The 26,681-nt window shown below is 52.2% G+C and carries 23 protein-coding genes; 13 read left to right on the top strand and 10 right to left on the bottom strand.

Annotated elements, in window-relative coordinates; translation table 11 throughout:
• Nucleotides 1-3 precede the first annotated feature (3 nt).
• The 6 genes from STSP2_RS12335 (at nt 4) to STSP2_RS12310 (ending at nt 4,870) form a co-directional block, all read left to right on the top strand.
• A complete protein-coding gene (locus tag STSP2_RS12335) occupies nt 4-942 on the top strand; it encodes an ABC transporter permease (protein ID WP_146663068.1) in 939 nt (312 codons plus the stop codon).
• Nucleotides 935-1,891, top strand: a complete 957-nt coding sequence (locus STSP2_RS12330) for an ABC transporter permease (RefSeq protein WP_169853189.1) — start codon at nt 935-937, stop codon at nt 1,889-1,891. Before STSP2_RS12335 ends, STSP2_RS12330 begins: the two co-directional genes overlap by 8 nt.
• Nucleotides 1,892-1,897: 6 nt before the next feature.
• Nucleotides 1,898-2,944: an ABC transporter ATP-binding protein gene (locus tag STSP2_RS12325; protein WP_146663066.1), complete on the top strand. Its 1,047-nt coding sequence runs from the start codon at nt 1,898-1,900 to the stop codon at nt 2,942-2,944.
• Complete coding sequence (locus STSP2_RS12320) at nt 2,916-3,899, top strand: ABC transporter ATP-binding protein (RefSeq protein WP_146663065.1); 984 nt, start codon at nt 2,916-2,918, stop codon at nt 3,897-3,899. Before STSP2_RS12325 ends, STSP2_RS12320 begins: the two co-directional genes overlap by 29 nt.
• Nucleotides 3,900-4,038: 139 nt before the next feature.
• Entirely contained in the window at nt 4,039-4,392 is a 354-nt protein-coding gene (locus tag STSP2_RS12315) for an STAS domain-containing protein (protein WP_146663064.1), read from the top strand.
• Nucleotides 4,393-4,423: 31 nt separating this feature from the next.
• Nucleotides 4,424-4,870, top strand: a complete 447-nt coding sequence (locus STSP2_RS12310; protein ID WP_146663063.1) for an ACT domain-containing protein — start codon at nt 4,424-4,426, stop codon at nt 4,868-4,870.
• 10 nt (nt 4,871-4,880) lie between these two features.
• On the opposite strand, the gene glmS is transcribed toward STSP2_RS12310, so the two are convergent.
• Complete coding sequence (gene glmS / locus STSP2_RS12305; RefSeq protein WP_146663062.1) at nt 4,881-6,746, bottom strand: glutamine--fructose-6-phosphate transaminase (isomerizing); 1,866 nt, start codon at nt 6,744-6,746, stop codon at nt 4,881-4,883.
• A gap of 212 nt (nt 6,747-6,958) precedes the next feature.
• Here glmS and STSP2_RS12300 point away from each other — a divergent pair, with 212 nt between their 5' ends.
• Genes STSP2_RS12300 through feoB form a run of 3 tightly spaced genes read left to right on the top strand, consistent with a single transcriptional unit; the run spans nt 6,959 to nt 9,803 of the window.
• Nucleotides 6,959-7,444: a metal-dependent transcriptional regulator gene (locus STSP2_RS12300; RefSeq protein WP_146663061.1), complete on the top strand. Its 486-nt coding sequence runs from the start codon at nt 6,959-6,961 to the stop codon at nt 7,442-7,444.
• On the top strand, nt 7,437-7,682 hold the full coding sequence (locus STSP2_RS12295) for a FeoA family protein (RefSeq protein ID WP_169853188.1): 246 nt from the start codon (nt 7,437-7,439) through the stop codon (nt 7,680-7,682). Before STSP2_RS12300 ends, STSP2_RS12295 begins: the two co-directional genes overlap by 8 nt.
• Before the next feature lie 48 nt (nt 7,683-7,730).
• A complete protein-coding gene (gene feoB / locus STSP2_RS12290) occupies nt 7,731-9,803 on the top strand; it encodes a ferrous iron transport protein B (protein WP_146663059.1) in 2,073 nt (690 codons plus the stop codon).
• Nucleotides 9,804-10,041: 238 nt separating this feature from the next.
• Here feoB and STSP2_RS12280 read toward each other — a convergent pair whose 3' ends face one another.
• From STSP2_RS12280 to STSP2_RS12240, 9 genes are all read right to left on the bottom strand, one after another.
• Nucleotides 10,042-11,055 (bottom strand): serine protease family protein, encoded by a 1,014-nt coding sequence (locus STSP2_RS12280; protein WP_146663057.1) that lies wholly within the window; start codon nt 11,053-11,055, stop codon nt 10,042-10,044.
• Between the two features lie 151 nt (nt 11,056-11,206).
• Nucleotides 11,207-11,581, bottom strand: a complete 375-nt coding sequence (locus STSP2_RS12275; RefSeq protein WP_146663056.1) for a hypothetical protein — start codon at nt 11,579-11,581, stop codon at nt 11,207-11,209.
• A gap of 69 nt (nt 11,582-11,650) precedes the next feature.
• Entirely contained in the window at nt 11,651-15,454 is a 3,804-nt protein-coding gene (lacZ, locus tag STSP2_RS12270) for a beta-galactosidase, LacZ type (protein ID WP_146663055.1), read from the bottom strand.
• A gap of 54 nt (nt 15,455-15,508) precedes the next feature.
• On the bottom strand, nt 15,509-16,741 hold the full coding sequence (locus tag STSP2_RS12265; RefSeq protein WP_146663054.1) for a galactokinase: 1,233 nt from the start codon (nt 16,739-16,741) through the stop codon (nt 15,509-15,511).
• Nucleotides 16,742-16,819: 78 nt separating this feature from the next.
• Nucleotides 16,820-18,850: a sodium:solute symporter family transporter gene (locus STSP2_RS12260; RefSeq protein WP_146663053.1), complete on the bottom strand. Its 2,031-nt coding sequence runs from the start codon at nt 18,848-18,850 to the stop codon at nt 16,820-16,822.
• A 168-nt stretch (nt 18,851-19,018) separates the two neighbouring features.
• Nucleotides 19,019-19,567, bottom strand: a complete 549-nt coding sequence (gene nusG / locus STSP2_RS12255) for a transcription termination/antitermination protein NusG (protein WP_146663052.1) — start codon at nt 19,565-19,567, stop codon at nt 19,019-19,021.
• A gap of 74 nt (nt 19,568-19,641) precedes the next feature.
• Nucleotides 19,642-20,589, bottom strand: a complete 948-nt coding sequence (locus STSP2_RS12250; RefSeq protein WP_146663051.1) for a type I phosphomannose isomerase catalytic subunit — start codon at nt 20,587-20,589, stop codon at nt 19,642-19,644.
• A gap of 100 nt (nt 20,590-20,689) precedes the next feature.
• Nucleotides 20,690-21,139, bottom strand: a complete 450-nt coding sequence (locus STSP2_RS12245) for a Fur family transcriptional regulator (RefSeq protein ID WP_146663050.1) — start codon at nt 21,137-21,139, stop codon at nt 20,690-20,692.
• Nucleotides 21,139-22,152, bottom strand: coding sequence for a G protein-coupled receptor family protein (locus STSP2_RS12240; protein ID WP_146663049.1), 1,014 nt, complete (start codon nt 22,150-22,152; stop codon nt 21,139-21,141). The genes STSP2_RS12245 and STSP2_RS12240 overlap by 1 nt, the downstream gene beginning before the upstream one ends.
• Nucleotides 22,153-22,344: 192 nt before the next feature.
• Here STSP2_RS12240 and STSP2_RS12235 point away from each other — a divergent pair, with 192 nt between their 5' ends.
• The 4 genes from STSP2_RS12235 to STSP2_RS12220 all read left to right on the top strand — a co-directional run bounded on the left by STSP2_RS12235 (nt 22,345) and on the right by STSP2_RS12220 (nt 26,662).
• Complete coding sequence (locus STSP2_RS12235; protein ID WP_205847891.1) at nt 22,345-23,337, top strand: Gfo/Idh/MocA family protein; 993 nt, start codon at nt 22,345-22,347, stop codon at nt 23,335-23,337.
• 15 nt (nt 23,338-23,352) lie between these two features.
• A complete protein-coding gene (locus STSP2_RS12230) occupies nt 23,353-24,345 on the top strand; it encodes a bifunctional riboflavin kinase/FAD synthetase (protein ID WP_146663047.1) in 993 nt (330 codons plus the stop codon).
• A 113-nt stretch (nt 24,346-24,458) separates the two neighbouring features.
• On the top strand, nt 24,459-25,610 hold the full coding sequence (locus STSP2_RS12225; protein WP_146663046.1) for a glycosyl hydrolase family 18 protein: 1,152 nt from the start codon (nt 24,459-24,461) through the stop codon (nt 25,608-25,610).
• 95 nt (nt 25,611-25,705) lie between these two features.
• Nucleotides 25,706-26,662: a class I SAM-dependent methyltransferase gene (locus STSP2_RS12220; protein WP_146663045.1), complete on the top strand. Its 957-nt coding sequence runs from the start codon at nt 25,706-25,708 to the stop codon at nt 26,660-26,662.
• Nucleotides 26,663-26,681 lie beyond the last annotated feature (19 nt).

Below are 26,681 nucleotides of genomic sequence, written 5' to 3'. Positions count from 1 at the left end.
TAAATGATTGCATATGTGATTAGACGACTGCTTTACTGCATACCGATCGTATTCGGTGTTCTGGTTGTCACCTTTTTGCTCTTCAACGTTATCAGAGGTGACGTTTCGATGGAGTACGCGGGCAAGAACGCAACTCCTGAGACGATCGAAGAGATCCGGGAAGAGCTGGGCCTCAACAAGCCCGTCATACTGGCCTGGGACAGTCAATTCACGCACCACCTCAAGCAGACACTGACCTTTTCTGCAAGGGCTCGCGACCGTGAGCTGGTGATCGACAAGATCAAACGGGGCGTGCCGTACTCGCTTGCCATCTCGGTCCCTGTCTTCTTCTTGCTGGTAACTATAGGTGTCAGCCTGGCACTGATCGTAGCCTTTATCAGAGGGACCATAGGCGATTTCGCCATTGTGATAGCATGTATCATCGGAATGAGTATACCGTACCTCAGCTACATCCTCTTCGGACAGTATTTCCTCGCCTATAAGGGCAACTTCGGCTTTCCTGTGTTCTATCAGCCGTACATGAGCCTGGCACAGTCCGTGATACTGCCGATCATCATAGGCGTGGCGGCAAGACTCGGTTTTCAGCTTAGATTCTACCGCACTGTCATGCTCGACGAGATGCGTGCTGATTATGTCCGAACCGCCTTTTCCAAGGGGCTCGGCACCAAGACCGTACTTTTCAAGCACGTCCTGAAAAATGCATTGATACCCGTGATAACGAATGTAGTCCTGACCATCCCGTATCTGATCCTGGGCTCTTTCTTGCTTGAAAGATTCTTCGGGATACCGGGCCTGGGTTATCTGATGTTGGACGCGATCGGTTCGCGAGATTTCGAGGTTATCAATGCCTTGACGTTCATGGTCGCGATCCTTTACGTGGTATTTAACGTTCTTACAGACGTATGTTACGCCTTAGTTGATCCGAGGGTTAAACTTGAGTAGTCAAAATAACAACAAAAACACCACCAAAGAGAAAGGGCAGAGCCTTTGGGCCGATGGCTGGCGTCGACTCAAAAGACGCAAGTTCGCCATGTTCTGTCTGGGCATCATCGTGATCTACTTTGGTCTTGCCGGATTCGTCTGGTTCGCTGAAATGTTCAATCTCGACATCAGCCTGATCCAGTATGACGAGACTGTAGCCGAATCTTATGCCGAACCCGGCGCGGAACCTCTCGAAGGTCATTCCGCGATCAGTACCATCGCCGGTGCCGACTTCCTTGGAAGATCGGTGCTCAGGGCCACGATATACGGAGCTAAAGTTTCGCTAACGGTAGCTCTGTTCGCATCTGTCCTGAGTGTGTTGATCGGCGTTCCGCTTGGAGCTATCGCAGGCTATTTCGGCGGCGTCGTGGACGAATTCATCGTCTGGCTTTACAGTACGCTCAGCACCATCCCGTATCTTATACTTATGATGGCTTTCGCACTTGTGCTGAAGGACAAAACCGTATTCGGCATGAAAATAGCCGGCTCTACGACTGTCTACCTGGCCATGGGATTGACCAGTTGGGTCGGTATCTGCAGATTGATAAGAGGTGAGATCATAAAGCGAAAAGAAAGCGAATACGTTCTCGCTGCCCGCGCTCTTGGTGCCAGGAATCATCGCATCATCTTCTCCCACTTGATACCAAACGTTTTTCACATCGTCATCATCACCTTCTCAATTAGATTCGTTGCCTTCATCCACGCAGAAGTTATCCTGAGCTTCCTGGGCCTGGGAGATCCAGACAAGCCCAGTTGGGGCAATATGATCTCGCTGGCAAAGGATGAACTCAGTCGCGGCTGCTGGTGGCAGATGACCTCTGCAACTATCGCGATCGCGATAATCTCGCTGGCACTGAACATATTTGGTGATGCTCTCAGGGATTCGCTTGACCCGAAATTGAGGACTTAATCGCAAATGGCTGAAAACAATTTGCTATCAATACAGAATCTAACCACTCATTTCTTCACTGAAGACGGTGTTGCAAAGGCCGTTCAGGATGTCAGCTTCGACATCCCCCACGGCAAGACAGTTGCCGTTGTAGGTGAAAGCGGCTGCGGAAAAAGTGTAACATCGCTCTCAGTTCTTCGCCTGGTTCCAAATCCCCCCGGCAAGATCATGAACGGCGAGATATACTTCCGCGGTGAAAATCTGTTTCACAAAACAGAAAAGCAGATGCGGCGGATCAGGGGCAATGATATCGCGATCATCTTCCAGGAACCTATGACGAGCCTCAATCCCGTCTACACCGTAGGCAATCAGATAATCGAGGTCATACGTCTGCACCAGGGCATCAAGGGTGCCAAAGCGTGGGAAGCCGCCACAAAGATGCTCCGTCAGGTAGGTATCGCCGACCCGGAAAAGCGCGTTCGTGAATACCCTCATCAGCTTTCAGGCGGCATGCGTCAACGTGTCATGATCGCCATGGCACTGAGTTGCAATCCTGCACTGCTAATCGCCGATGAACCGACGACTGCTCTCGATGTAACCATCCAGGCCCAGATACTGGAACTGCTCAGAGAGCTCCAGGCACAACATAATATGAGCATAATGCTCATCACACATGACCTTGGCGTGGTTGCAGAAAATTCGGATCATGTCGTTGTCATGTACGCTTCACGCGTCGCGGAAAAGGCCGACGCTGAGCCGCTCTTCCATGATCCGCTTCACCCATACACAAAGGGGTTGCTGACATCTCTGCCAAGACTAGGCGAAGAAAAGGAAAGGTTAGACGTCATCGGCGGCTCTGTGCCGAACCCACTGAATTTCCCATCCGGATGCAAGTTCCATCCGAGGTGTTCTATTGGAAACGATGATCCCCGCTGTCGGAGTGAAGAACCTGAACTGCGGGAAGTCGAGCCGGGCAGATGCGTCGCGTGCTGGTACGCAAGAGGATACGAGACTGAACAGGAATTTAAAGAGTACGAAGCTAAATATGGTAAGCACAAACAAATATCTGGTTGAGGTCGAAGGCCTTAAAACCCACTTTCCCATTAAAAAGGGCATTTTCAAGAAAACTGTCGGCCACGTGAAGGCGGTTGATGGTGTCAGTTTCAACGTGCCCGCAGGCAAGACGCTCGGTCTTGTAGGCGAAAGTGGTTGCGGAAAGACAACGGTGGGGCGGACTATGCTCGGACTTATTCCGCATACCGACGGAGTTGTTAAATTCGAAGGTGAGAACGTCTTCGACCTGTCTAAAAAACAGATGCGGCTTCTGCGTCGCGATATGCAGATGATCTTTCAGGACCCTTATGGTTCGCTGAATCCCCGCATGAACGTTGGAACGATAGTCGGCGAGGCCCTGGAGATACAGGGGCTCATGAGCGGCCGCGAACGCCGCATCAAGGTCGCAGAACTTCTCGACCGCGTCGGCCTGGCGCCGCAGTATGCCAGCCGTTACCCGCATGAATTCTCCGGCGGTCAGCGGCAGAGGATTGGCATAGCACGTTCGCTCGCACTCGATCCCAAACTCATTATATGTGACGAGCCGGTCAGTGCCCTTGACGTGTCGATCCAGTCGCAGGTAATCAATCTCCTGCAGGATCTACAGAACGAGCTCGGACTTACATACCTTTTCATCGCGCACGATCTGGCTGTAGTTGAACACATCAGTGATTTCGTGGCAGTCATGTATCTCGGCAAGATCGTCGAATACGCCGACGCCAAGACACTTTACGCAAACCCGCTTCACCCGTATACCCAGGCCCTGATGAGTGCGATCCCCGAACCCGAACCGATAAAGACCAAACAGCGTATCGTGCTCAGCGGAGAGGTCCCCAGTCCCTCGAACCCGCCCAGCGGCTGTCCCTTCCACCCGCGATGTCAATATGCCGAGGACCGTTGCAAAGAAGAACTGCAGGTACTGGACACACAGGAACCGGGCCACATGGCGGCATGTTGGAAATGTAAGTCCATATGAGCATGGCAGGGCAATTGAGGCATCGAATATGGGACGTTAATTCTTTACGAGTTTTCCTTTCGTGATATAATGGCCAGACAGGTAAAAGTTTGAGACAGCATGCACGGCTGAACCGTATGATCAGCATGGAGCAGCAAAAATGGTTGGAAGTAAAATCCTTAATCTCAATAGCATTGACGGAGTGACCGTCGCTTCATTTAATGTCACTTCCATTTGCGGCGTTACTGACGTCGAAGAGCTAAGCACGGAGCTCAGACAATACGTCGACAGCGTAAAGCCGCAAAAACTCATCATCGATTTTGAGGGCGTAAAATTCTTCTCATCACAAATGCTTGGCCTGCTAGTCGATATCTGGCGAAGACTGGGTGAGTATGGCGGCGTTTTTATGATCAGCGGCACGAACCCGCAGCTCGGCCGTGTGTTTAAGATCACAAATCTTGACAAGCTTTTCAAGCTCTACCCTGACCGTCAGCAGGCCCTCAACTCGATCTAAATCTTAATCATCCGCAGGAGAGATCAAATTGATGTACCTCGAAACGCAGTTTTCCGTTTTCATGATAAATAAACCCGGGGTCCTCGCGCAGCTTCTGGACGAATTCGCACGCTCCAACGTCAACATCCAGGCTCTGACCATGATGGACTCAGTGGAACACGGTGTACTGCGGGTCGTAGCGAAAAACCATAAAAAAGTCTGCCAGCTTCTTACTGATCTCAATATGCAGTTCAGCGAAACAGATGTCCTCTGTGTCAACCTGTCCAACAAAAGTGGTGCACTGGCCGAGATAACCAACAAACTCGCAAAGGCTCACATAAACATCTCATACGCCTACTGCACAGCCGGGGCACGCGGTGGGCGCACGACCGGTGTTATCAAGGTTGCCGACGTCAAAAAGGCAATGAAAGTGCTGCAGGGCGGCGGCAAAACCACCACAAAGAAAAAGAAACCCGTAAAGCGAAGCCCTCGCAAATAGATCGTCTTCGCTATTCTACAGTTACGCTTTTCGCCAGGTTTCGCGGCTTGTCAACGTCATAATCCTTTAGTACTGCAGCATGATATGCGAGTAGTTGAAGGGGGATTACGTTCACCACCGGCTGCAGCGGTTCACGCACTTCCGGCACCTTTATCAGGTGATCGGCATAATCTGCGATCTGTTCGTCTCCCTCACTCGCGATCACGATTGTTCGGCCACCACGCGCACGAACCTCTTCAATATTGCCGATGATCTTATCGTAATTGCTTGACTGAGTCGCTACGAATACGGCCGGCATCCCTTCGCTTATGAGCGCGATCGGTCCGTGCTTCATCTCCGCAGCGGGCAGACCCTCCGCATGGATATAGCTGATCTCCTTGAGTTTCAGTGCTCCCTCGAGCCCGACAGGGTAATTAAGTCCACGCCCAAGGAACAGCCAGTTCGGCTGATCGATATTTGCTTTCGCGATTCTTTTGATCTCTTCGGACAATTTCAGTGCTTTTGCTATCTTCTCGGGCAGATTTAGCATGTCTTCCAGCAGCCCGTGTGCATCCGACTGGCTCAGATGCCTTCGCCTGCCCAGCTCTATCGCCAGCATAGTGAGCACCGTAACCTGTGCCGTAAACGCCTTCGTACTTGCCACACCTATCTCCGGCCCGACGCGCAGGTATACCCCCGCGTCCGTTGTCCGTGCGATAGTAGAACCGACCACGTTGACCAGCCCGAAAACCGGCGCACCGCGGTCCTTGGCCTGTTCGATCGCAGCCAGCGTATCTGCCGTCTCGCCCGACTGGCTTATTGCAATCACTATGGTGCCGTCTTCGATTATTGGATTCCGATATCTGAACTCGCTCGCATATTCGACCTCGGCAGGAATTCGGGCAAGCTGTTCGAACAGATACTCGCCTATCAATCCCGCGTGCCATGCGGTTCCGCAGCCGGTAAGAATGATGCGTTTAACCCTCGCCAGGTCACGCAGATAGTTACTCAGACCACCAAGAACAACCCGTGATCCTGCCAAATCGATCCGCCCATTCATGCATGTAGAAAGCGCATCGACCTGCTCCGCGATCTCTTTCTGCATGTAATGCTCATAGCCCTCAAGCGCGATCTCACCCAGCGAAAATTCCAGTTCACTCAGCTTTTTACTGACCGTGATGTTGTCAATTGTCTTCGTGCGGAACGTATTGCCCTTGATCGTCACGATCTCGTTATCACTCAGGTAGATCGCCTGCGTAGTATGCTCTACTATTGCGGCGGCATCCGAAGCGACTATATATTCGTTCTCGCCCACCCCCAATATCAGCGGACTTCCCTTTTTAGCACCTATGAGCATATCCGGAAAATCGCTGCACAAAATTGCGAGCCCGTAAGTACCCACCAACTCGCGTAGTGCCTGCTGGACGGCCCACTCAAACTTGTTAATGCCTTCGCGTTCGGCATCTCCATCCCCGTTTTCACTGGAATAGAAATAGCCGATCAGATTAGCTATTACCTCCGTGTCGGTTTCACTGGCAAACGTACAGCCCTTGCTCTCCAGCCACTTCTTCAGCGTTGCGTAATTTTCGATAATGCCGTTGTGAACCAGGCATATCTTGCCTGAGCAGTCGGTATGCGGGTGCGCATTGGCAGTTGTGGGTTTGCCGTGAGTGGCCCAGCGGGTATGACCGATGCCCAGGCTTTCATGCCTGGTTTCCTTGCCGATCTCTGCCTCAAGGGCCGTAATCCGTCCCGTTGTCTTGCGTATCCTAAAAGATTTACTGACGAGCAGCGACACGCCTGCTGAATCGTAACCACGATATTCGAGCCTTTTGAGACCTTCCAGTAGTATTGGCTGGGCCTCTTTTTCGCCTATATAAGCGACTATTCCACACATAAAACTTCCTCCCAAAGGAAAATATGTTCGCTATAGTAAATTTCGGCAATTTGTCGTCGGATGTAAACATTTAAATGTGTTTTTGTGAATATGGGCTAATTGTTCAAAATGGACCAGAATGTAATGAACTAAATTGGAAATTTTGACTTTTTACTTGAAAAGTTAGTCTTAGCTAACTATATTAATCACTGTAAAGTTAATCAGACGAAAACATGAGCCCAACTACCGACTACAATCTGACTGCCTCGCTCGAGGATTACCTCGAAGCCATATTCAACATATCGGCCAAAGGAAGCGTTGCACGCAGTAAGGACATCGCTCAAATGCTGGATGTTTCGCCGGCCTCTGTGACCGGTGCACTTCGTACGCTGGCTGAAAAGGAACTGGTAAATTACAAACCTTACGGCCTGGTCACTTTGACCCCTGAGGGCGAGAACGAGGCAAGACGAATAGTGCACAAGCATAATATCATCAAATTATTCTTTGTCGATATCCTGGGTATAGACCACAATACGGCCCAGCAGGCCGCGTGCGAAGCTGAACACTCGTTCGGCCCAAAGATAATTAACAAACTGGTTAGTTTTGTCGAATTTTTCTCTCGCCAAAGCAGCCAGGGTACTGATCTGGTAAAGCAATTCAGGGAGTTTTGTAATGCAAATGATGTCGGTGAAACCATCAAAGAGGCTTCAAATGGCTGATAATGGCAAAAAACCGCTTTCAGGCATTTCTTCCGGCCAAACCGTAATCTTCAGCAATGTTGACGCCGGATGTGAACTGCGCTCACGCCTCGCTGCAATGGGGCTGGTGCCCAACGCCCGTCTCAAAGTGGTAAGTAACGGCGGTTTCGGCCCATTCGTGATCAATGTACGCGGCTCAAAGGTCGTACTTGGCAGGGGGGTTGCGCACAAGGTGATGGTCGAGGAAGCCTGTAAATAAAAATTTTTTTGCCGAAATGTTAGCGGCAACTAACTTTAGGTCTGGTTTATGTCAAACAAGAAACTCAAAATAGCAATAGCGGGCAATCCAAACAGCGGCAAGACGACCGTCTTCAACAAGATAACCGGTTCCCGGCAGCATGTTGGTAACTACCCGGGTGTGACGGTTGAGAAAAAGATCGGTTTGGCCAATCACAAGGGCGCCGAGCTTGAGATCGTCGATCTTCCGGGTACTTACAGCCTGGATGCGTATTCTATAGAAGAACGTGTGGCACGTGACTTCATATTTGATGAGCACCCCGACGTAGTCGTCGACATCATCGACTCATCAAATGTTGAGCGTAACCTCTACATGGCCGTGCAGTTGATGGAGATGAATGTACCCCTCGTTCTGGCGTTCAACATGTCCGACCTCGCCCGCCAGAAGGGTCTGGAATTCGATCTCGACCAGCTCTCGCTCTTTTTCGGTGCTCCTATCGTTCTCACGGTTGGAAACAAGGGCAAGGGGATCGACGATCTGCTCGATGCGATAGTAAAAAAGGCCGGCGAACCTCCCAAAGAGCTTGCGGGCCGTGTCCACTACGGTACTGAGATCGAGGAAGAACTCGCCAGGATCGAACCGCTGGTTGATACTGAACACGATCTGGTTCAGAAATACGGCAGCCGTTATCTGGCAGTCAAACTGCTTGAAAATGACCGTCAGGTAATGGACAAGGGCCACAGCAGTGAAGTTTTGGAAGCGGTCAAGCATAGCCGCAAACATCTTATCAGGATATTTGACGATGAACCGGAGATCCTGATCGCCGAGCGCCGTTACGGCTTTATCTCCGGTGCCTGTCATGAATCCGTCAAAAGAACGATCGAGCTCCGTCATGACGTCTCGGACATGATAGACAAATTGCTCGCTCACCGCATACTGGGTCTGCCGATATTTATCGGCATGATGGCCCTGGTGTTCCATCTGACTTTCACCCTGGGCAATTATCCGATGGAATGGCTGCAGACGCTGTTCAGTTGGGCAGGCAACACGATAACCACCCATTGGCCCGGCTCGCCCGACAGCCAGATTCTATCCCTCATCGTCGATGGAATAATCGGCGGCGTCGGCGGCGTGGTGTCCTTCCTGCCTAACATCCTGATCCTTTTCTGCGCCATATCCATACTCGAAGACTCCGGCTACATGGCCCGGGCGGCCTTCGTAATGGACCAGATCATGCACAAAATAGGCCTTCACGGCAAGAGCTTCATCCCAATGCTGATCGGCTTCGGGTGCTCCGTGCCCGCAATAATGTCCACACGCATCCTTGAAAACAGACGAAACAGACTGACCACCATAATGGTCGTACCGCTCATGAGCTGCGGTGCGCGCTTGCCCATATATATCATGATAACTACCGCCTTTTTCACGCATCATCAGGGACTGGTCATGACGCTGATCTATCTGATCGGTGTCGCTCTTGCTATAGTAGCCGTCAAGCTGCTGCGTAAAACGATCTTCCGAGGCGAAACGACGCCTTTCGTCATGGAACTGCCCCCGTATCGCGTCCCGACAATCCACGGCGTCCTCATTCATACATGGCACCGCGGCTGGATGTACCTCCGCAAGGCAGGCACGATTATCCTCGCGATATCGATCCTGCTCTGGGCCGCGGCTGCATACCCCCAGATCGACGAATCGGAACTGGAAGGCCTGAACGAACAGCAGGCACAAACCGCACAACTGCAGCATTCTTATGTTGGTAAGGCAGGCTCTGCAATAGAGACAGTCATCAAGCCGCTAGGCTTCGACTGGAAAATAGGAACGGCCCTGGTAGGGGCCTTCGCTGCAAAGGAAGTTTTCGTTTCACAGATGGGCATAGTATATTCGCTTGGCGGCCACACCGAAGCATCATCCGAGATATTAACCGAGAAGCTTCGAGACAACTATACGCCTCTGCAGGGATTTTGCATCATGTTGTTCTGCCTGGCAGCGATGCCATGTGTCGCGACCGTTGCGATGACCCGTCATGAAACCGGCTCATGGGGCTGGGCACTGTTCCAGGTAGCGGGACTGACAATTCTGGCTTACGTTCTCACTCTGGTGGTCTATCAGGCCGGCTCTTTCTTCGGGATCGGGACATAGCGTAAAAACGCCTTGAATTCAGGAAATGAAAAATGGAACATCTGATCATAATCGCAATAGTGCTTGTTTCATTAGTGTCTTTGATCGTTTACTACAAACGAAAAGCATCAAATCCGCCTTGTGACTCAGGTGGCTGCGCGTCATGTCCGTCCGGGAATGTCTGTTCAGATGAGACAAAAAGACAGTTGAATCAGGAGAGCCAGAGCACTGTAAACGAACCCGAAAACAAAAGCTGATCTCAGGAAACGGCGGGCGTTTCACAAAGCCACTGCGATGCGAAGTTTGCAACATCGATAATATCCACGCAGCCGTCCTTGTCAACATCCCCGCCCCCGCAGTGACCGTTCACAGGGTCACAATCAATCCGCTGCCAGCATTCCTGTAAGTGATTCCAGTCACTGTAATCAACCAGCCGATCGCCGTTCAGGTCACAGTCAACTTCAACAAGATCGCCTCCCAATACGCCAGATATCCATGAAACGTACTGGCTTAAACGAACTCCATGACAGAAGTCCGGATCGGCCCACTGTTTCGGTCGTTGCGCATCACGAAATAGACTCTCGCCAACGTGCTCCACGCCCCGACTCAAAGCGGCAAGTTTCCAGACATCCTCTTCATATATGAACCACCCACCCCCGCTGTCGTGATCCGCTATCGCGCACTCATAATCAGTAGCATCCGGATCGTTGAACCGTATAACCACCAATTCGCTGGGCAGGGGAGCCCCTTTGGGTGTCTGAGTGATTTCCTCGATCAGGTTTGTTCCGAACCTGAGCGTACTGTTAGTTGAATTATCCCACGAATACCCATAGGTGTAGCCGTCCGTGCTGAGTATGTCTTTACGGCCGTCACCGTAACCGGCCACGACCACATTTTTGCCGTTTTCATCCTCTTTCCTGTAAACCTGTGCATATCCGCTCAGCCGTTTATCTACCCGTGCAATACGCAGGTCAGCGGTTGGATGGTTCCATATCTTAACTATCCCAAACTGTTTCCCATCGATCATAATGCTTGTCGAACCCGCACTGCCGCCCTGATGTCTTGTGGTCACGACATGCCAGGGAGAGATCGGCACACAGCTTCCATTTGTGCCCCAGCGTCCGATCAGCTTGTCGGCGGGGCGGTCGATCCACTCTTGTGTCGGTTCGCTCTCCGGATGCCAAATGATAGCGTAGGAAAAACCGCAAAAGATTAACAAGCTTAAGACCCAAATCAACGATGCTGCCCAGAATTTGTTTCCAGTGTTTTTCATGGTACGTACTCCTGACAATCCCTGCCACACGGACCAGTTTTATTACAATCCATTATTATCTACTGATTCCAATTACGAAATCTATTTGGAAAACAGTTTTATCGCTCTCAGCTTCGCCCGAATCCTACCCCCACGGTGGCAAGACCCTGTTCTAAGCTCCATAAACCGCTAACCCTCCCCAAATACCGACTAAAACACCTGCTGCTCTCAAAAACCAATCCGGTTTATTAATGAGCCAGCCGCTGATGCCTGAAAGCTTTTCATTACGTACAGCAAACAGAAAAAGACCTGATACACAAGCCGTCAGCCCCAGCAGGCCGATCAGCAACGGGCTGTCTGGTGCCGGCTCAGCACTTATTGCCATGAAAAACACGATGCCCGTGATAAGTTTGAGCAGCCCGGAAATATAAAAGAGGCGATGCAGCTTGACGAATTCCAGTACCTGCCGATATAAACCGGGGCTAACCAGAATAATGACCGCATCTATGACCACCAGCAATCCAACTATTTTGACCAATGTGACCATAAGACCATTCCTTTCCGGTTAGCCCCGTCAAATACAAGCTTAAGCAATTCTGCTGAACAGTTTCTGCCCTTACTCGTCAGGCATAACGCTGAGCTCAGCAAGGCTCGTATAGTAGCTGCCGCTTTGCTCCGAAAGGCTCACAAGCTTGATAAATCGCCCCGATACAGCATCATCGAACTTTACTTCTTTACGGCCGCTGCCCTTGCCAAATCGACCCTTTGCAATAGGATCGCCCCACGACTTGCCGTCATCGCTTACATAAAATTCATACTCTCGAATATGCCCGTTCGTGTTGCCCTGTCTCGGCAGATATGTGAAACCCCTCATGTCCATCCGCTCTTTCATATCGACTACGATCTCATGCGGCTGTCCGGGCTTATCATCGCTCCATTCCGTATGCCAGAAAGTGTTGCGGTCGCCGTCGATCGCATGCTTGGGCTCGCCTTCGCCTTTTTCATAGCTGTCAACGCTGACGACTTCCCATCGACCGCGCGGAACAATTCTGGAAAAGCTGGCCTCACTGACACTGCTTGTGATGCCTTCCAAAATCGCAGCAGCTTTGACAGTTCCGCCTTTTGCCATATCGAAAGGCCTTGAATAAACCCTGGAACCCCTCTCCGGCATGCTGCCGTCAGTCGTATAAACTACTCTGGCATCTTCGGCAGGGGACTCGATCCGAACCATCCCGTCATTGCCACGACTGATCTTCACTGAACTGACATAAGGCAATCTTGCTCTAGCGATATCGTCCTCACTTCCCATCCCAGGCCAATAAGGTCGTACCCTGAAAGAATAGCTGTATGGCTTCGCAGGCAGAGTGTACTGAGCGTGAGGCCTTGCGCCCCAACTGTTGTCGCCGCCGACACCCATCTGACGCCAATCCAGATTCACAGTAGTAATACCGCGATCCACCAGATCATCAGTATGCCGTGCCTGCTCCAGGTCCTGCATCGTCAAAGGCCACGCACTTGCATACAGCTCATCCATACCAACCGCCATCAGGCCGATACCCTTGTCGTTCGTGATCGTGATCCAGCGAACCCCGGTCTTATTGCCCGTTTCCTGCGGTTCAACATACTTATAAACATTGTCCCAGACCGTGCCGTCATAAACCCCGACAGCAGCGCCGGTCTGACGATCCCAGTACGTTTCCTGCGGACCTTTGCCGAACCATTTCATATTGTCGAATTCGCCCGGCATCACCATCTGCATGCCCATACGAGGCATATTAGGCAAACCGCTCCTGCCCGGCATAAACTGATTGTCCACAATGACATCACCGCTGCCGAACACAGTGTAAACCGTCTGCCATTTCGAAGCCGTCTCAGTGAGCTCGATATTCGCCCTCACAGTGACCATCTTGTCGTCTGCTTCAACAAAGAAATCAGTAACTTTCAGGTCCTTGCCAGCCTCTTTCCAGATGCCCTGACGTTGAGGCATACGGTTGCCCTTGTCATTATCTGTCGGTGCACGCCAGAAATTGGGCCTCAGCGGTTCCTGGATCAATTCAACATCGCCGAAAGAGAACGCCTCGATCAAGCCGCTCGTTTTGCTGATGGTGACCTCGAAATCTTCACCACCGATCACAACGACATCGTTGCTCTGAGCAACCGACAGATCACTCATAAGAGCCTTGTCCATAAACTCCACCTGCGGCACATCGAACGGCACTGCATACTGATCCCACGCCAGGACATGTCCCTTGTCTGCCCAGGCTTTAGCCTTGCCGAGACGGAAACTGATCTTTACGAAGTACTCAGCTCCAGGCTTTACACTGACCTTGCCGTATGAAATTTCGATCTCTTCTTTTTCCCCCGGCTCGACAGACAATGTTCCAGGTCCGCCGCTGGCAATTACCTTACCATTCTCGGTAAGCTGCCAGTCAGCCTCACAGAAATCCGTATTCACGAACATATATTTGTTCTCGACCTCGAACCTGCCCTCAAGCACGTCGACCGGATGGACCTTGATATTCTGATATACCTTCTTGACCTCGTGCAGCGACGGATTCGGCGTCCTGTCCGGAGCTACCAAACCGTTACAGCAGAAGTTGTCATCGTTAGGCTTATCCCCGTAATCGCCGCCATAAGCCCAGAACTCTTCTCCGTCCGGAGAGGTCTTGCGAAGACCCTGATCGACCCAGTCCCAGATATAACCGCCCTGAAGTCTGTCATATTTCTCGATCACATCCCAGTAGTCCTGGAAGTTACCAACGCTGTTGCCCATAGCATGAGCATACTCACACAGGATCAAGGGCCTGTCGTCATATCGCTGAGCATAGTTCTCAATGCCCTGTATCCTCGAATACATCGGGCAATAAATGTCAGTGTACGCAGCCAGTCTCGCGCCTTCATACTGCACAAGTCTCGTCTTGTCGCGCTCATGTATCCATTCAGTGCATGCCTGGAAATTCACGCCCGAGCCGGCCTCGTTACCCAGTGACCAGGTAATGATCGAAGGATGGTTCTTGTGCGTTTCCACATTGCGTATGTTCCTGTCCAGATGTGCTTCCTTCCAGCTCGGATCCTTCGCCAGCGACCTTGCACCATAACCCATGCCGTGCGATTCGACATTCGCCTCAGCAACCAGATAAAGGCCGTACTCATCACAAAGCTCATACCACAAAGGCGCATCAGGATAATGACATGTCCGCACGGCGTTTATGTTATTCTGCTTCATCAGCTTGATGTCTTCGATCATCGACTCCCGGCTTACATAGTGCCCCGTATCCGGATCGTGCTCGTGCCTGTTCACGCCCTTGAAATAGACAGCCTTGCCGTTAACCAGCAACTGACCGTTCTTAAGCTCAATATCCCGAAATCCAAACTTACAGCTCATCGCTTCGACAAGATTTCCGCTTTCATCGTTCAGCGTGATCACGACCGTATACAGATTCGGCGTCTCAGCCGTCCACTTCGCCGGATCGTCCACATCAGCTTCGAGCTCAAAATCAACTTCCTTGCCCGCTGCGATCCTGCTGACCTTTTCGCTGTCGAGCACCTTCGACTCTACTTCTTCGCCATCCGCATCAAGCAACGACACTGCCACTTCATAATCGTCGCTAGTCCGCGATCCGTAATTGCGAACCACGCCCGTAACCTTGAACTCAGCGTCTTCATAATCATCGTCCAGATCAGCCTGCACGAAGAAGTCGCGAACATGCACCTTAGGCGTAGAGAACAGATAAACGTCTCGGAAGATACCGCTCAGACGCCAGAAATCCTGATCCTCCAGATACGAACCGTCACACCACCTGTATACCTCGACAGCCAGATCATTTTTGCCGTCTTTGACGTATTTCGTGATGTCGAATTCCACGGGCGTCCTGCTGCCCTGGTGATAGCCGACTTTACGACCGTTCACCCAGATATAAAACGCGCTCTCGACGCCATCGAAATTGATTAACACCTCTCTGCCGTCCCAGCCGTCCGGTACCGTAAAAGTCGTCTTGTACGATCCCACCGGATTGTTGTCATGCGGTATCTCAGGCGGATTCGCCGGGAACGGATATGTCACGTTAGTGTATATAGGCGTGCCGTATCCCTCCATCTCCCAGTTGCTCGGCACCGCAATTTCGTCCCAGCCGCTCACGTCGTAACCTGCTTTGTAGAAATCAGCAGGGCGGTCAGCCGGTTTCTTCACCCAGTTGAACTTCCACATCCCGTTGAGTGATTTATAATACTGCGACTCGCTCATTTGCCCCTCGACCGCTGCCTCGAAACTACCGAAAGGCATCAGCGTACAGTGTGAAGGCTCACGGTTGATCGCGAAAATCTTCTGATTTTCCCAGTCATTGCCTGCCTCAGCGGCCCACACGGAACCGGTACTAACGCCGCAAACGATAATCAGCAAAAACAATCTAAGTATATTCATCTTAAATTTCCTTATCATAAGTAAATTCCCTTTTACACCCATGAACCAGCCGCCCTATAGCAGTCCGTCCATGACCTTCATGCCGTCCACTACCTTGCATGAATGCACGGCATATTTGTCCGCATAGTCCGGCCTGCTTCTCGGGTAACCCACATCGACCGCCTTTTTCATTTCGTCCACTGCGTCCGCCTTCACGATCGCGCCCGACGCACCCTTGTCGCCGCCGCCAAGCATTCTCTCACCGAGCACGCCTTCAACGCTGCGAACGACATCACACATCGTCTCCAGCTCAGGCCCGCTGATCTTGTACTCATCCCGCAGGCCGATACCGTCCTCGCGGAATATCTCGCCGACCCGCTTGATGTTGCCCTTCTTCCACGCCTCCATCATCTCATAGAAACGCTTTTGCGCCTTGTAGATATAGGTCAGCCGGTCACACAGATCAGCATGACTTTCGCCGAACTGCTCCATTATCTTTCCATAAAGCTGCTCGTCTTTCACATCCGCAAGCGACTCTATCTCGTAACCACCCGCCTGCAGCAGCTTGACGAAATCATCGCATTCGGTCCTGCGTACCTTATACGTGCTCTTTTCCAGGCCCGGCCGATCCGTACCGGTGTCCAGCCCGACGATCCTGAACTCGTCCACGTCGCCCCCAAACGGCACATAGCTGATCGACCTGTCCGCGGGATTGTAATGCGTCCCCATGCCTTCCTTCGCGAACAGGATCATGATCTGGTCCAACTGCCCGCACGGCGAACCTATATAATCATTCTCCACCGCCTGCGCAAGATCAACTATCTTGAGCTGATCACCCATCTCGATGCCGTTCACTTCCAGCATCGTAAGTATCAGATTCAGCGACAGCGAAGCACTCCGGCTCATTCCGCCGCCTGGAATATTGCCGTATATCACAGCGTCAAAACCCTGCGTCAGCTCATACCCCTCACGCTTGAGAATATAGCTCACACCATACGGAAACCTCGCCCAACTGTCCGGCGTACTCTGCGGCTCGGGCACATCGCCCAGCGTAAACTCGACAACACCGTCATCCGGGAAGTTCCCGCTGAACATCCTCACCTTATCCGTACCGTTGGGCTTATAGCCAAGCCAGATGAACCTGTCCGTCCCGACGCCGAAAAGCTCAGTACCGTTATAATCACCGTGCTCGACACCAAGACAGAACCGCGAAGACGACCGGCGTATCTTACCGCCGACAATGTCCAAACCATTCCTCTTTGCCATTCCGTTCAAAACGCTTGCAGACTCTTTGTCATGCGTAACCATGTAAATCCCTCATAATTCAAATGCACAAAAAAGGTACGCCCGCTTATTACAGACGTACCTTTAAAAACTCGCCATCAATTACATCTTGGAAATGCCGATCGGACTGAACAGAATATACAGAGCGATCGTCAAAATTACGATACCGATACCTACTATCTTTGCTCCATTGGATGTCTTGAGCTCGATCTCGGTATTCTGCTTGAACACTATCGGTTCAGGCAGCGGCTTCAAAACAGTCAGTATAGCCATAACCAGCATACAGAGCCCAAAGCATATTGCCATCCTGTTCAAGAAGTTGATATCTGGGAACGCGAACTTGATCGTCGGATATGCAATTATGTTCGTCAGCAAGCCTATCACACCAGCCATTCTAGGTGTCCGATGAAGCACAAGCCCGATCACAAACACTGCCAGAATACCAGGCGAGATCAGCCCCTGGCTCTCCTGAATGATCGTAAAGATACTGTTGCTTATCGCTGGATCACCAAGTTTAGGTGCCAGGAATACAGCAACGACTGTAAACGCTACGACGCATATCCTTCCCAAAAATACCAGCGACTTCTGCGAAGCGTTGGGCGAAATAAATTTCTTGTATACGTCCATGCTGAAGATTGTAGAAGCCGCATTCAGCATCGCTGCAAGTGAACTTACAACAGCACCAAGCAGCGCCGCCAGTACGAAACCGACCAGTCCGACTCCCTGCGGCAATACGTTACCGAGAAGATGCCCAAACGCCGTATCGTACTTGTACGCGATAACTTTCTCAGTTTCAGTTTCTGCCCCTGCTTCATCAGCCGCCGCTTCAACATCCTCATTGTAGGCAACCATCTCCGCCGCAAGGCCTTCGTTTACACTTTTCCAGGCCTTATCCTCAGACTCAAAAACAGTGTATTCAGCAGGTGCTGCTTCTTCGTATTCCGATTTAAGTATTGGAAGAACGTATGGGTTTTCGTCTGCCTTCTTTGCAGCATCCTCGTTTTCGTAAACAGCGATCAGGAACTTTTCATCGCTCCAGCTTTTCACAGTATCCATATCAGGCGCTTCAGCGATCTCTACGTATTCTGTGTCAGGGTTGGCCTTGTAATACTTAGCCATTACGGGCGTATTATCCGGCACTGCTTCTAACGCCATATCATTGTGATAAAGGTTGAACGCGATAATCCCCGGCACCACGATCGCGAAAGGCACGATCAGTTTCATAAACGCCGCGAAAACGATACCCTTCTGCCCCTGTGCCAGCGAAGCTGAACCCAGCGTCCTCTGCGTAATATACTGGTTCAGACCCCAATAATAAAAATTCGGTATCCAAAGGCCAAGCAGTAGCGCCGTCCATGGAAGGGTGCTGTCGGTAGACGGCAGGAACATATTCATCCGCACCTTATTCAATTCCCAGAATCGCTCGACTGCCCCAGTCCCCTCCTTCAGATCCTGGATTTCAACAGCACCAGTCGTGACATTTGTAACCTTTGCGGCCTCGTCCACTGTGCCCAACTTGTCGAATGCAAAGAACATAATAATAATGCCGCCGATAATCAGCGCAGCCCCCTGGATCAAGTCCGCCCACGCGCAGGCCTTAAGACCACCGGCCACAACGTAGACCATCGCAATTATGCCGATAGCGAGGCTTCCCTGCAGCAGCGTGATATCATAATCGATCTTCGCGCCCAGCGTCCTGATCGTCAGTGCACCCGAGTAAGTCACGGCACCGAGAAGCAGCAGGTAGATCAGCAAAGTAGCTATCGCCATAAGCGTCCGAGCCGCACCGTTGTACCTGACCTCCAGAAACTCCGGCATTGTGAATATCCCGGCCCGGAGAAAATACGGCAGAAAACAGAACGCAACCACCACCAGCGTCACAGCCGCCATCCATTCGTAACTCGCGATCGCAAGGCCGATATGACTCGCACCGTTACCGCTCATGCCAACGAACTGCTCTGTCGAAATATTTGCAGCGATCAGAGAAAAGCCGATCAGCCACCACTGCAGCCCTCGCCCGGCAAGAAAATAGTCCTCACTGCTCTTTTCCTGACGGCTTTTCATCACACCGATCGTGATCACGCTCACGACGAATAGAACAAACACACCTAGATCAATAAAGCTGAATTCCATTTAGCTTCCTTTCCTAAAGCCTTTGCATAGTTTGTTAGCACAGAACAGATGCCTGCCAAATTTATGAACGCAGACAATTCGACTGATTAATTAAGCCATTATAACCCGAATGGCTTTCGATATCTGCCACTGCACGATTTTAAACACCGCAGCAGCATAAATAACCGTCTATTCCACCGTCTCTATCAGGTCAGACGCCACCTCCACACTCGTAGCCTGCCCGAGCATGTCCACCTGCAGCACCAGCCGCATGCCTTCGCCGCTCGTCACCGCAATTCCCTCGGTGCCCATCAACGGCCCCGCGATCACACGGCACTTCTGGCCGGCTTTGACATAATTGTGCGGCCTTATATCCTGACCCTCACGGATCACCCGCTCTATCGGTTCCAGATCCGAAACCAGCTCGTCCTGATCCTTTACCGGTATCAAGTTGGCAACCCGATTGGTCTTTAGAACCTCGATTCGGTCGCTCTCGTCACCGCAGAAGAAGATATAGCCTGTAAATAGCGGCAGAAAAGACCGAATCGTCCTGCCTCGCCGCTTCGTAACCTTCTTGGCCATGGGCAGAAAATACTGGATTTCCTTCTTCAGCATCTGCCACGCCAATGCCTTCTCGTTCCTGCTCTTTGTATGTGCTACCCACCATGTGCCTTCAAAGTCGGCAATACCGACCCCTTCGGGCCATACTACAGGTGGGTTTTCGCTGGCTTTTAACATCTCTATCCCTGTATATGCTTTCAGAAAGTCATTTTTAAACCAAAATTTGCAGAAAGGCCCATATTATTTGTCCGCTAAACCGTTGCGACCAGGTACTCGCTTTCTTCACCAAAGATCATCACACCCTCGAAAGCCGCCGGCAAAAGTACCGTATCACCAGCCTCGACCGGCAGTTGCGAGTCCTCGCCAAAGCGAATTTCACCTGTGCCGCTAAGCATCATCAAAACTTTCAACGGCCCCGACTGCAAAATCATCTCACAGCCCTTGGCCTGATGGCCTTTATCTACCTTGAAACTCTCACTGTCAACCAGCCGACCAACGTTGTTAACCGTCAGTGCAGATTTATCCTGATCAAAAGTGATACTCTCCATCGCATCCTCAACATGCAGCTCCCGACCTTTGCCCGAATCATCGACCCGGTTCCAGTCGAATACGCGATATGTGGTATCCGATGGCGTCTGTATCTCCGCGATCAGCAGTCCCGCCCCGATCGCATGCGCCGTCCCCGCAGGCAGAAAATGACATTCTCCCACCTCCACGGGCACCTCCACCAGCAGTTCTGCCACTGTCCCATCCTCGATCGCCTCAGCAAACTGCTCTTTCGTGACTCCTTCTTTGAGTCCCTTGTAAATGACCGCACCGGGTTCCTTGTCAATAATGTACCAGCATTCGGTCTTCGGATCGCCTTTGCCTCGCCGCTTGCACGTTTGGGCATCCGGATGCACCTGCACACTCAGCTTGTCCTGGGCATCCAGCAGCTTGATCAAAAGCGGAAAGGGCGGTTCATAGCTGGAACTCCCCACGATCGCCTCCCCCATCATCTCGATCGCCTCCGCCAGCGTCTTGCCCGCTAGCTCACCATTGACGATCACCGACTTGTCCTCCGGCAGATCCGCAAGCTCCCAGCTCTCTCCTATTTTAGCGCCTTCCGGAAGCTCCTTGCCGAAAGCTTCTTTCAACTTCCGGCCGCCCCAGATACGCTCTTTGAATATCGGCTTGAATTTCAGTGGATAAGTTTTCATGCCGGATATTCTATACACAACCCGCCGACTTGTCGAGCCTTAAAGTAGGCCATAAAGAGACGAAAAAACTGGCATCAATCCCCAGTTCTTCAACAGCGATTTACAAACTCACCTCATCCTCCTGCCTGTCTGCACAACGCGGACACATTCCCTCCAGCTCGATCTTCTGATGCGATACCTGGAAACCCTTCTGAGATTTCACCATCGGAACCTCAAAATCAGTCAGACAATGTGTCCTGTTGCACTCGGTACACGTAAAATGCGGATGGCACTGCCTGTCACCGAATCGGTCCCCCAGCTCAAAATAGCACGTCCCGTTCCGTTCAAACGCCCGGTGCACAACCCCTTTTCCCACCAGGCTCTCCATTGCGCGATAAACAGTTGCCTTGTTGGGCCCAGTTCCATCGATCGCGTCGGATATCTGCTCCTGGCTCATCGGACCCCTCCCATCCAGCAAGGCCGACAGGATATCTACCCGCTGCTTGGTCCTCCTGAGTTTAGCCTTGCTCAGAAGCTCTTTGGCTCTTTTGTCAGAATTGCTCGTACTCATCAGACCTGCTCACAACTGTTCGGATCATGATGTTTCCCATGGCAATGACTGCACACCTTTATGTCGGACTTGACGAACAACAGCGGAAATACGATATCACTGATACAGCAGGGCAGCCACACCGCCAGAAACAGCACTATCAGTATCCCCAGAAGAAGCGTCGCTGTGAAATCGGCCTGCGTGTTCATCAACATGTGTGCCGAAGACGCCCACGTGCTTATAAGAACATGCAATCCATGAGGCATCCTTGTCGCAGGCAGCCAGAAAGCGATTACCACACCCAATATTGCAGCAGGATTCACGATGTACCAGTCCTCGATAAACCCTATGTGCAGTCCGCCATCATGATCGTGTCCTTCATGGCCGCCTGCCTCCTCATGGTCCGTTTCCGCATGACCATGTCCTGCGTGTTCCTCATGCTCCAGGTGCTCTTGATGAGCTGCTTCTTCATCGTGATAATGCCCTGCGTGTTCATTGTGAGGTTCACCGTGTTCCTCTTCCTCATGATCAAGCCCGGCATACTCGTGAGCATGACCCTCAACATCTGCCGCTGCACCATGATCATGCCCATCGTGCTCTGACTCTTGATGCGCCGCTTGCTCATGGTCATGCCCGGCATGCCCATCTTCCACCCCCTCCGGCTCTTCGTGCTCAGTATGTCCCTCATGCAGATCCCCATGCGTCGGCACCGCCACCCCTAGAACCGTCTCTCCCATATACGGTATCAGCGAATCACTAAGCGTTGCCACCCCCAGCGCTCCCACCCAGCCGATCACCAGCACAAGCAGAAAGTTCTTAGTATTCTTGTGCACCTTGAACAATGATGCCGTAACCATCGCACTGAGAACCACGTGCATCGGATGGAATATCCGGAAAAGCGTGGTCTCACCATACTCCGTCGCGTTTTTGAAAAGCAGCATAAACGCCACCCCAAGCAACGCGCCGAAGAAGGTAAACGGCGCATGTGACTTCAGCTCTGCCCCAATATGTTTGATCCGTGCCTTTACCGCCATATGCTTCTCCGAAGAACGATCGTTCAAATCTGTTTTTGCAACTGAGTTGCATCTGAAGCATAATAACACTTTCTGCAACTTAGTTGCAACAAGATTTCGCAATTTTATTTGCCCCGCTTGTAACAGACCCCGTTCCACTGTAGAATAGTCGGCCTGAAAAGACGCAAATTTTGTTCGATGAAAGGTCACCCTATGAAGTCCGTACGCTGGGGCATACTCGCAACAGGACAGATAGCTCGAAAATTCGCCGAAGGCCTGCAGGCCCTCCCAGACGCTGAACTGGTCGCCGTCGGCTCACGAAAACTCGAAACCGCAAAGGCCTTCGCTGAAGAATACAACATCCCCCGCGCCTATGGCTCCTACGCGGAATTGACCGGCGATCCCGACATCGACGTAGTCTACATCGCGACCCCGCACCCCGCACACGCTCAGAACACCCTCCAGTGCATCGACGCGGGCAAAGCCGTACTCTGCGAAAAACCCTTCGCACTCAACGCTACCCAGGCCCGCCATATGATCCAGGCCGCTGCCGAAAAGAATATCTTTCTCATGGAAGCGATGTGGACCCGCTACATCCCGCTCATGCTTGAGATCGAAAATATCCTCGAACAGGGCACCATAGGACCGCCCAAAATGATCCATGCTGATTTCGGCTATTCCGGCGACTGGGAACCCGATGGCCGCGTCCTCAGCCCGCACCTCGCAGGCGGCGCACTTCTCGACGTCGGCATCTACGCCATCTCACTCGCATCGATGGTATACCAGCGGGACCCCGAAAAAGTCGCCGCCCTCGCACACATGGCCTCAACCGGCGTCGACGAAATTTCCGCCTTCATACTCTCATATGAACCCGCCGCTCTCGCAATACTCTCCTGTGCGGTAGGGGCCTCAACGCCCGGCGAAGCAACCATCTCCGGCTCAAAAGGCTATATAAAGATACACTCACCGTTCTGGTGCCCCTCAAAGGCCACCGTCTCCATCGACGAAGGCAAAACCGAAACCATCGAAGTGCCTTTCGAAGGCAACGGCTACAACTACGAAGCCGCCGAGGTGCACCGCTGTCTCAGGGAAGGACTGACGCAAAGTCCGAAAATGCCCCTCGAAGAAACCCTGCGCATAATGGGCACAATGGATAATATCCGCAAGCAGTGGAACCTCAAATACCCAATGGAACACACACTCTAAAAAGCACCGACAGATATGAAAATATACGATTCCAGAACAGCACTGCAAAACCTCGACCGCACCGGCTGGGCACTGTCCATCGGCAACTTCGACGGCATCCACATCGGGCACCAGCAGATACTCGCTCAGGCCCGCCAAGCCGCCAACGACCATAATGCCCCAGGCCTGGCAGTCATGACCTTCGACCCTCATCCCGTAGCGATCCTCCGCCCCGAACGCGCCCCGGGCGTCCTCACTCCTCTGCACCTCAAGGCATCCATACTCGAATCCCTCGGCGTCGACACCCTCATTGTCATAAAGGATTCATACGACCTGCTCAACCTCTCGCCGACCGCGTTCGTTGACGAATTCCTGATGCGCACTATAAAACCCTCAGTACTCATCGAGGGCCCCAACTTCAACTTCGGCTACGGCCGATCCGGAGACATCAACACCCTCCGCGAACTCGCCCCTGACCGCGGCTTCTCGGTCATCGAGGTCCCGTTCGAACGGTTCACCATAAACCACGACGACCGCCCCGTAAACTGCTCCAGCACACTCATCCGCCAACTGCTCGAAACGGGCCATGTCAAAGACGCATCCCGACTGCTCACCCGCCCGTACAGACTAATCGGTCAGGTCTTCGCCGGTCGCGGTATCGGACGCAAGCTCGGCTACCCAACGGCAAACGTACACCCCCAAAAGCAGATCATCCCCGCCGAAGGCGTCTACGCAGGCCGCGTTTCCATCGCCGCCGACTACGCCTCCGCCTGCTCCGCAGACCAGAAACTACCAGCCGTCTTCTCGATTGGCCGTGCAAAAACTTTCGTCACCGACCACCCGCTCCTCATCGAGGCCCACCTGCTCACCGACGACCATCCGGACCTCTACGGAAAATACCTCTCTCTCGACTTCGTTGAACTCATCCGCCAACAGCAGAGATTCCCTAACGAAGATACGCTTAAACAACAGATCCACGCAGATTGCGAAACCGCCTCGAAGATCCTAACCTTGGCAGCAGACTCATAAGGCCGCAAATAGATGCAACATTGCAGGCAAAATCGCTCCCGCAAAATGCTGTTGAACCCCGCCACTCTTTTCTGATATACTTCAAACTTCTCAAAAGATTATTCGGGAGCAAAATGCGCAAGATTTTAATTACAGCGATCCTCTTTTCACTGCTGTTACAGTTCGCACGGCCAACCGCTCTCACAGCGGCCACGCAGCCCGCATCGGACTTCTACGGCTCTTTCCAGGTTGTCGGCTACTATCCGGACTACTGGTGGACACCTATACCCGATCTGCGCTACGACAAACTCACCCGCGTAATATTCTTCTCCATCTATCCAAATATCGACGGAACGCTCAACACCAGCGAAATAGACCCCAACAGGCAAGCCGAGCTGCTCAGCGATGCTCATCAGAATAATGTGGATGTATCCATCTGCATAGGCGGCTGGGGCCTTTCCGACAATTTCAGCCCAGTCGCTGCCGACCCCGCAACCCGAACCGCTTTCGTGAATAACCTGCTGCAATACTGCCTCGATCACGGCTTCGACGGCATAGACCTCGACTGGGAACCCGTCTCGACAGCGACCGACCGTGCCAACTACACCGCTCTCATCGCCGAACTCAAGGCCGCCATGCTCCCCCACGACCTCACGCTCAGCGTAGCCGTCTTCGCCGCAGGCAGCGAGTTCTATTCATCCGCAATTGACGATATCGACTACCTGCACATCATGGCATACGACATGAGCAGCGACCCTTCATTACCCCATTCCACCTGCGAAGGTGCGGTACAGGCCGTCAAACACTGGCAGTCTTTCGGCTTTCCAAACTCAAAGATCATCCTCGGTGTCCCGTTCTACGGCCGCGACGGATCATGGACCTACTATTCATACAAACAGATCGTCCAGCAGTACTCACCGCCTCCGGACGTAGACGAAGTCGCAGGCATCCACTTCAACGGCATTTACACCATCAAAGCCAAGACAAAATATGTCATGGACAACAACCTTGCGGGCCTGATGTTCTGGGAGCTGACCCAGGACACAAACGATCATATCTCACTCCTCACCGCCATGACAGACCAGATACACGCATCCTCGCCTCCTGACTTAAACACAGACGGAAACATCGGCTTGCAGGACCTGGCCCATTTCGCATCAAATTGGCTCAGTACCGGCTGTTCAACCGCCAATGCCTGGTGTGCCAACGCCGATCTGAACCAGTCCCGGACAGTTGATTTCGCCGACCTATCCATCTTCTCACACCATTGGCCCGCTTCCGACTAACCCCAGCCTAAAACTTCAGCAATTCAACATTGACTCGCACCGCCATTGCGCAGATAACTGAAGCTCAAAGTGATCTATAACAAGGGCACAAATAAATGGACAAAGGATTTACATACATCCACGAATTAATCTGGGGTTATCGCACTGCCAGAACACTCGAACTCGCCGTCAAAGCCGATATTTTCACAGCGATGGCAGACGGCCCGGCCAACCTGGATCATATATGCCGTAAATGCGGCACCAAACCCGATATGACCCGCAAACTGCTCACAGGATGTCAGGCCCTCGATCTAGTAACTGAAAGCGACGGAGAATTCGCCAACACCGACCTCGCTGCTAAATACCTCCTGCCCGCCAGCCCGTACTATCAAGGCAATATCATCGCCCACGCCTTTTCCGTGCAGGAATACTGGAACAGCCTCGAAAACGAACTCTTCCAACAACCTCCCGCACCCCCGACCGAGCAGGCTCGCCATTACCATTTCATAATGGGCATGGACAATATCGCCCGCGGCGGCAGGGCGGACCTCTTCCTGAACTCAGTCGATCTCACCGGCCGCGAAAACATGCTCGACGTTGGCGGCGGCCCCGGAAGTTATTCCATCGCCGCCTGCAAAAAGTATACAAAGCTCAAAAGCACCGTCTTCGACCTGCCCCAAACCACTGAGATAGCCGAAAAAGTGATCACCCGTGAGAACATGACTGACCGCATTACGACCCAGCCGGGCGACTGGAACGAAGACGAATTCGGCAGCGGTTACGACGTCGTCCTCTTCTCCAACGTCCTCCACGGCCCCAACAGCGGTGCCGAAATGAAGCTCGCCAAGGCCCATCGAGCAATGCAGCCAGGCGCTTTGCTCGCTATCCAGGAATTCGTAATGAACGACGAAGACGCAAAACCCGTCCCAGCCGCCATGTTCAACATCATGGTCGGAGCCTACAAACTCTACGAACTCATGGAAGTTATTGCCGACGCGGGCTTTACAGGCGTTCAGGTCGCAGGCTCCAACGACGAAATAGGCTGTATGTGGATCACCGCCGCCCGACAGTGATAACTTAAAGCGGTTCAAG

This window comes from Anaerohalosphaera lusitana (assembly GCF_002007645.1).
Classification (GTDB): domain Bacteria; phylum Planctomycetota; class Phycisphaerae; order Sedimentisphaerales; family Anaerohalosphaeraceae; genus Anaerohalosphaera; species Anaerohalosphaera lusitana.
This window is presented reverse-complemented; position numbering and strand designations above follow the sequence as displayed.

Excerpts from the sequence above, each read along its gene's own strand:
- STSP2_RS12225 (WP_146663046.1), top strand. The coding sequence starts at position 24,459 with ATGCGCAAGATTTTAATTACAGCGATCCTCTTTTCACTGCTGTTACAG.
- nusG (WP_146663052.1), bottom strand. The coding sequence starts at position 19,567 with ATGTTAAAAGCCAGCGAAAACCCACCTGTAGTATGGCCCGAAGGGGTC.
- STSP2_RS12315 (WP_146663064.1), top strand. The coding sequence starts at position 4,039 with ATGGTTGGAAGTAAAATCCTTAATCTCAATAGCATTGACGGAGTGACC.
- STSP2_RS12325 (WP_146663066.1), top strand. The coding sequence starts at position 1,898 with ATGGCTGAAAACAATTTGCTATCAATACAGAATCTAACCACTCATTTC.
- STSP2_RS12260 (WP_146663053.1), bottom strand. The coding sequence starts at position 18,850 with ATGGAATTCAGCTTTATTGATCTAGGTGTGTTTGTTCTATTCGTCGTG.
- STSP2_RS12335 (WP_146663068.1), top strand. The coding sequence starts at position 4 with ATGATTGCATATGTGATTAGACGACTGCTTTACTGCATACCGATCGTA.
- STSP2_RS12220 (WP_146663045.1), top strand. The coding sequence starts at position 25,706 with ATGGACAAAGGATTTACATACATCCACGAATTAATCTGGGGTTATCGC.
- feoB (WP_146663059.1), top strand. The coding sequence starts at position 7,731 with ATGTCAAACAAGAAACTCAAAATAGCAATAGCGGGCAATCCAAACAGC.
- STSP2_RS12295 (WP_169853188.1), top strand. The coding sequence starts at position 7,437 with ATGGCTGATAATGGCAAAAAACCGCTTTCAGGCATTTCTTCCGGCCAA.
- lacZ (WP_146663055.1), bottom strand. The coding sequence starts at position 15,454 with ATGAATATACTTAGATTGTTTTTGCTGATTATCGTTTGCGGCGTTAGT.
- STSP2_RS12240 (WP_146663049.1), bottom strand. The coding sequence starts at position 22,152 with ATGGCGGTAAAGGCACGGATCAAACATATTGGGGCAGAGCTGAAGTCA.
- glmS (WP_146663062.1), bottom strand. The coding sequence starts at position 6,746 with ATGTGTGGAATAGTCGCTTATATAGGCGAAAAAGAGGCCCAGCCAATA.
- STSP2_RS12320 (WP_146663065.1), top strand. The coding sequence starts at position 2,916 with ATGGTAAGCACAAACAAATATCTGGTTGAGGTCGAAGGCCTTAAAACC.
- STSP2_RS12310 (WP_146663063.1), top strand. The coding sequence starts at position 4,424 with ATGTACCTCGAAACGCAGTTTTCCGTTTTCATGATAAATAAACCCGGG.
- STSP2_RS12250 (WP_146663051.1), bottom strand. The coding sequence starts at position 20,589 with ATGAAAACTTATCCACTGAAATTCAAGCCGATATTCAAAGAGCGTATC.
- STSP2_RS12265 (WP_146663054.1), bottom strand. The coding sequence starts at position 16,741 with ATGGTTACGCATGACAAAGAGTCTGCAAGCGTTTTGAACGGAATGGCA.
- STSP2_RS12300 (WP_146663061.1), top strand. The coding sequence starts at position 6,959 with ATGAGCCCAACTACCGACTACAATCTGACTGCCTCGCTCGAGGATTAC.
- STSP2_RS12280 (WP_146663057.1), bottom strand. The coding sequence starts at position 11,055 with ATGAAAAACACTGGAAACAAATTCTGGGCAGCATCGTTGATTTGGGTC.
- STSP2_RS12245 (WP_146663050.1), bottom strand. The coding sequence starts at position 21,139 with ATGAGTACGAGCAATTCTGACAAAAGAGCCAAAGAGCTTCTGAGCAAG.
- STSP2_RS12235 (WP_205847891.1), top strand. The coding sequence starts at position 22,345 with ATGAAGTCCGTACGCTGGGGCATACTCGCAACAGGACAGATAGCTCGA.
- STSP2_RS12275 (WP_146663056.1), bottom strand. The coding sequence starts at position 11,581 with ATGGTCACATTGGTCAAAATAGTTGGATTGCTGGTGGTCATAGATGCG.
- STSP2_RS12230 (WP_146663047.1), top strand. The coding sequence starts at position 23,353 with ATGAAAATATACGATTCCAGAACAGCACTGCAAAACCTCGACCGCACC.